This window comes from Protofrankia sp. CiP1_Cm_nod2 (assembly GCF_920664355.1).
Taxonomy (GTDB): Bacteria; Actinomycetota; Actinomycetes; order Frankiales; family Frankiaceae; genus Protofrankia.
The window spans coordinates 1-5106 of sequence record NZ_CAKKTL010000313.1 but is presented as its reverse complement, the minus strand read 5'-3'; the positions used below and the strand labels follow the sequence as shown (position 1 = coordinate 5106).

At 73.8% G+C, this 5106-nt stretch carries 5 protein-coding genes; all 5 read right to left on the bottom strand.

Translation table 11 applies throughout. From position 1 onward, the window contains the following. On the bottom strand, positions 1 to 1021 hold a 1021-nt coding region (lgt, locus tag NBW84_RS22400; protein WP_250287171.1), incomplete at its 3' end, for a prolipoprotein diacylglyceryl transferase. Positions 1022 to 1303: 282 nt separating this feature from the next. Next, positions 1304 to 2218, bottom strand: a complete 915-nt coding sequence (trpA, locus tag NBW84_RS22395) for a tryptophan synthase subunit alpha (protein ID WP_445548425.1) — start codon at positions 2216 to 2218, stop codon at positions 1304 to 1306. 179 nt (positions 2219 to 2397) lie between these two features. After that, entirely contained in the window at positions 2398 to 3630 is a 1233-nt protein-coding gene (gene trpB / locus NBW84_RS22390) for a tryptophan synthase subunit beta (RefSeq protein ID WP_445548426.1), read from the bottom strand. Between the two features lie 186 nt (positions 3631 to 3816). Further along, positions 3817 to 4623, bottom strand: coding sequence for an indole-3-glycerol phosphate synthase TrpC (gene trpC / locus NBW84_RS22385; protein WP_250287169.1), 807 nt, complete (start codon positions 4621 to 4623; stop codon positions 3817 to 3819). Between the two features lie 319 nt (positions 4624 to 4942). Beyond that, on the bottom strand, positions 4943 to 5098 hold the full coding sequence (locus tag NBW84_RS22380) for a Trp biosynthesis-associated membrane protein (RefSeq protein WP_445548819.1): 156 nt from the start codon (positions 5096 to 5098) through the stop codon (positions 4943 to 4945). Positions 5099 to 5106: the final 8 nt, after the last annotated feature.

Sequence of the window (5106 nt, the reverse complement as noted above, 5' to 3'; positions counted from 1 at the left end):
CGGCAGCGGACTCGGCAGCGGACTCGGCGGCGGGCTCGGCGGCGGGCTCTGCCGCAGGCCCGGCGGCGGGACTGGCAGCGGGCCCTGCCGCGGGCCCGCCGGCGGTGGAGGTGGCCACGGGGCTGGCAGCGGACTCGGCAGCGGACTCGGCAGCGGGCTCTGCCGTGGGCCCGGCGGCGGGGCTGGCAGTGGGGCTGGGATCGTCGGTGGGTGCGTCGGCGGACGCCGGGAGGTCGGCGGGAGCGCGCAGGAACACCAGGGCGAGCGCCGCGGCGGCGAACACGACCAGCGACGTCCAGTCGTTGAGCCGCACCCCGAGGAAGGTGTGCGCCTCGTCGATGCGCAGCGCCTCGATCCAGGCCCGCCCGGCGGTGTAGAGCAGCACGTAGAGCGCGAACAGCTTGCCCCGGCCGAGCCGGTGGTGGCGGTCCACCCACAGCAGGACGCCGGCCACCCCGACGTTCCACAGCGCCTCGTACAGGAAGGTGGGATGGTAGAGCGGCTCGCCGGGGACACGCTGGTGCCGGGGGTCTATCCGCAGCGCCCAGGGCAGGCCGGTCGGGCGCCCGTAGAGCTCCTGGTTGAACCAGTTGCCGACCCGCCCGACAGCCTGCGCCAGGACCAGGCCCGGGGCCGCCGCGTCGGCGAACAGGCCGAAGGCGACCCCGCGGCGCCGGCAGGCGAGCCACCCGCCCAGCGCCCCGCCGACGACCGCGCCCCAGATCCCCAGCCCGCCATGCCAGACCCGCAGGATGTCGACCGGGTCCCCGCCGGCGCCGAAATAGGCGTCCGGGCTGGTGACGACATGGTAGATCCGCGCTCCGACGACACCGAACGGGACAGCCCACCCCGCCACGTCGGTAGCGAGATAGGAGGGCTGGCCACGCGCGCGCAGCCGCCGACCGGTGATCACGGTCGCGATCACGATACCGATGATGATCATCAGGGTGTAGCCCCTCAGTGGAACGGGGCCTACATACAGGATGCCCGTCGAGGGGCTGGGAATCGCGGCTAGGACCACACGGGCCAAGCTATACCGCCCGTAACCTGGCCCTCGCCGCGCCCCACATCGCCGCATGCCACAAGCGTTGCCGTAAGTAACCGGCAGATTGTCACCGAAGATTATCAATTACGCCAGCAATATTACTGGACGTCACCAGCTATCAGCGGACGCCACGAAACACTACAAAAAGTTGCAAATCACTATCAAACGATCCTGTAGTCACGGCACCACTACGGGCAGCGGGAGCGACTCGGACGGCAGGGACGGCAGGGACGGCAGGGACGGCAGGGACGGCAGGGATCATCCCCGTGGCACGGACGGCCCGGAGCGGCGCACCCCGGCGGCGAGCCCGGCCACGACCCCCCGCAGCGCCACCGCCGCCTCCTCCGGATCCGCCCCCGCGCGCTCGGCGTCCAGCAGCGCCCTGACCAGAGCCGATCCGACGATCACCCCGTCGGCGAAGCCGGCGACCTCGGCCGTCTGCTCGGGCGTGCTCACACCGAGCCCGACGGCGACCGGCGTGTCGGTCACGGCCCGGACCCGGCGGGCCAGCTCGGCCGCCTGCGCGCCCACCCGCTCCCTGGCCCCGGTCACGCCCATCAGCGACGCCGCGTAGATGAAGCCCCTGCTGACCGCGGCGACCCGCGCCAGCCGGGCGTCGGTCGAGCTCGGCGCGACCAGGAAGACGGGGTCGAGCCCGGTGTCGGCGGTGGCCGCGAGCCACGGGCCGGCCTCCTCGGGCGGCAGGTCCGGTGTGATCGCGCCGGCTCCGCCCGCGGCCGCGAGATCACGCGCGAACGCGGCGGCCCCGTAGCGTTCGACCGGGTTCCAGTAGGTCATCACCAGCGCCGGCACGCCGGTGGCGGCCACCGCCTCCACCGTGCGCAGGACGTCGGCGGTGGTGACCCCGCGGCGCAGGGCCGCGTCGGACGCGGCCTGGATCACCGGGCCGTCCATGGTCGGGTCCGAGTAGGGCAGGCCGACCTCGACGACGTCCACCCCGGCCTCGACGAGGGCCCGCATCGCCGTGACCGCGCCGGCCACCGAGGGGAAGCCCGCCGGCAGGTAGCCGACCAGCACCGCCCGCCCGTCGGCGCGCGCCCGGGCAAAGGCCTGGCTCAGCCGGCTCTGCCCGCCGGGCTCGTTCCGCTCGCCGGGCTCGTTTCGCTCGTCGGGCTCACCGGCGAGGCTCCGTTCATCCGAAAGACTTCGCACCCTGGTCCGTTCCGTGATCCGTTCCGCCGTCGGCGGCGGCCAGGCCGTTGCCTGGCACCCGCCGCGCGGAGCTGGTTCGGCGTGGTTCCCGCCGCTGGCGCTGCTCGTTCCTGGCGGTGGTGTTCGTTCCTGACGGTGGTGTTTTTCGTCGCTGCCGGCGTTCCCGCCGGGGAGGGCCGTCAGAGGAGGTCGAACCACTTCGCCGCGGTGTCGACGTCCTTGTCACCGCGCCCCGAGCAGTTCACGACGACGACGGCGTCCGGGCCGAGATCCCGGGCGACGCCGAACGCGGCGGCGAACGCGTGCGCGCTCTCGATCGCGACCAGGATGCCCTCCAGCCGGGCCACCAGGCGCAGCGCGTCCATGGCGGCCCGGTCGTCGACCACCCCGTAGGTCGCCCGGCCCGTCTCGTGCAGCCAGGCGTGCTCGGGACCGATGCCCGGGTAGTCCAGCCCGGCCGAGATCGAGTGCGACACCTGCGTCTGCCCGTCGGCGTCCTGGAGCAGGAACGTGCGCATGCCGTGCAAGACGCCGGGGGCGCCGCCGGCGATCGCGGCCGCGTGCCGGCCGGTGGCCAGCCCGTCGCCGCCGGCCTCGGCGCCGATCAGCCGGACGGAGGGGTCGCCGATGAACGGGTGGAAGATCCCCATCGCGTTCGAGCCGCCGCCGACGCAGGCCACCACCGCGTCGGGCAGCCCGCCGACACGCTCGAGGACCTGTGCCCGCGTCTCCACCCCGATGATCCGCTGGAAGTCACGGACCAGCATCGGGAAGGGGTGCGGCCCCATCACCGAGCCGATGCAGTAGTGGGTCGTGTCCACCGTGGCCACCCAGTCCCGCATGGCCTCGTTGATCGCGTCCTTGAGGGTGCGGCTGCCCGAGGCGACGGCCACCACCTCGGCGCCGAGCAGCCGCATCCGGGCGACGTTGAGCGCCTGCCGGGAGGTGTCCTCCTCGCCCATGTAGACCACGCACTCCAGGCCGAGCAGCGCGCAGGCGGTGGCCGTGGCCACCCCGTGCTGGCCGGCGCCGGTCTCGGCGATCACCCGGGTCTTGCCCATCCGGCGGGTGAGCAGGCACTGGCCGAGCACGTTGTTGATCTTATGGGAGCCGGTGTGGGCCAGGTCCTCCCGCTTGAGCAGGATGCGGGCGCCGCCGACGTGCGCGGTCAGCCGGGCCGCGTCCGTGAGCGCGGTGGGCCGGCCGGCGTACGTCGCGAGCAGCCCGCCCAGCTCGGCGGCGAAACCGGGATCGGCCCGCGCGGCCGCGTAGGCGTCGGTCAGCTGGTCCAGCGCGGCGAACAGCGCCTCGGGGACGAAACGACCACCGAAGCGCCCGAAGTGCCCGGCGCTGTCGGGCAGCGGGCCCACCGGTACGGCATCCGCGTCGGTGGGCCCGGCGGTTGGAGTCACGGCGGAGGTCACTGCGTGAACCTATCGCCCTGGGGATGTTCCGTGCGCGACAGGCCGGCGGCGCATCAGCGGCAGGTCAGCCACGGGCCGGCGGCGAGCCGGCGGCACATCGGCGGCGAGCCAGCAGCACGTCAGCGGCACGTCAGCGGCGGCCCGGCGACACGTCAGCGGTGGGCCGGCGGCGAGTCAGCGGCCGACCTTGGTGGCTGGATGCGCGCCGGCGGTGACCAGGTCCGCGACCGTCTGGCGGGGATTCGTGCCGGTCACCGCGGCCTCCCCCACCAGGACCGCCTCGGCGCCGGCCGCGGCGTAGGCGAGCAGGTCGTGCGGCCCGCGCACGCCGGACTCGGCGACCTTGACCACCCCCGGCGGCAGCAGCGGCGCCAGCCGGGCGAAGGTGGCACGGTCGACGTCCAGCGTCCGCAGGTTACGCGCGTTGACGCCGATCAGTTTCGCTCCCGCGTCGACCGCCCGCGCGACCTCCTGCTCGTCGTGCACCTCGACCAGGGCGGTCATGCCCAGCGACTCGACCCGCTCGAGCAGGCCGACCAGCCGGGGCTGCTCCAACGCCGCCACGATCAGCAGGACGATGTCGGCACCGTGCGCCCGCGCCTCGAAGACCTGGTACGGGGAGATCACGAAATCCTTGCGCAGGATGGGCACGTCCACCGCGACGCGCACGGCGTCCAGGTCGGCCAGGGACCCGCCGAACCGGCGCCGCTCGGTCAGGACGCTGATCGCCGCCGCGCCCGCCGCCTCGAACTGGGCCGCCAGCGCCGCCGGGTCGGCGATCGTGGCGAGCTCGCCCCTGGACGGGGAACGGCGCTTGACCTCGGCGATCACCGCGACGGCCCGGCTACGCAGCGCCGCCAGCGCGTCCCTGGGATCGGGAACGCGCTCGACGCGTCGCTTCAGCGCCGCCAGGGGGGTCGCGGCCTCCCGTTCGGCGAGGTCCACGCGCACCCCGTCAAGGATGTCGTCGAGAACGCTCATCGGTCTGTGCCCGTGGCTGTCGCGGCCATGGCGCCGATGTTAGGCCAGGCGTGTGCCGCAGGCATCCGCCCCCCGCCGAAGGGCTCGAATGCTCACACCCGCCGGTTGCTCACCGGTTGACACAGGACCGAGGACAGTGAAACGAGAAGGCTGAAAAACCTTTGCACACCGGATGCGCGGACACCATGCCCACGTATCGTGATTGTCCGTCTGTTGATCATCCGGAGGGACTGTTGCCGACCGTAAGGCAGCCGACACCTGGCAGTCCGCCCGCCAGCGACCGGTTGCCGGCCCGCCCCGAGATCGGCTGAGGCCAGGATCAGGTCGGGTCGTCGCCTCGGTCGATGGCCTCCCAGGCGTCGACCGGCCGGGCCGCCGGGGCCCGGTAGCGGGCGGACAGCGCCGACCAGGTGTGCCCGCGCAGCGCGACGAGCAGCCCGCCGCCGGCGAGGAGCACGCCGCCGGCGGCGGCCAGCCACGGCG

Coding starts and splice junctions, on each gene's coding strand:
- trpC (WP_250287169.1), bottom strand. CDS start 4,623: ATGAGCGTTCTCGACGACATCCTTGACGGGGTGCGCGTGGACCTCGCC.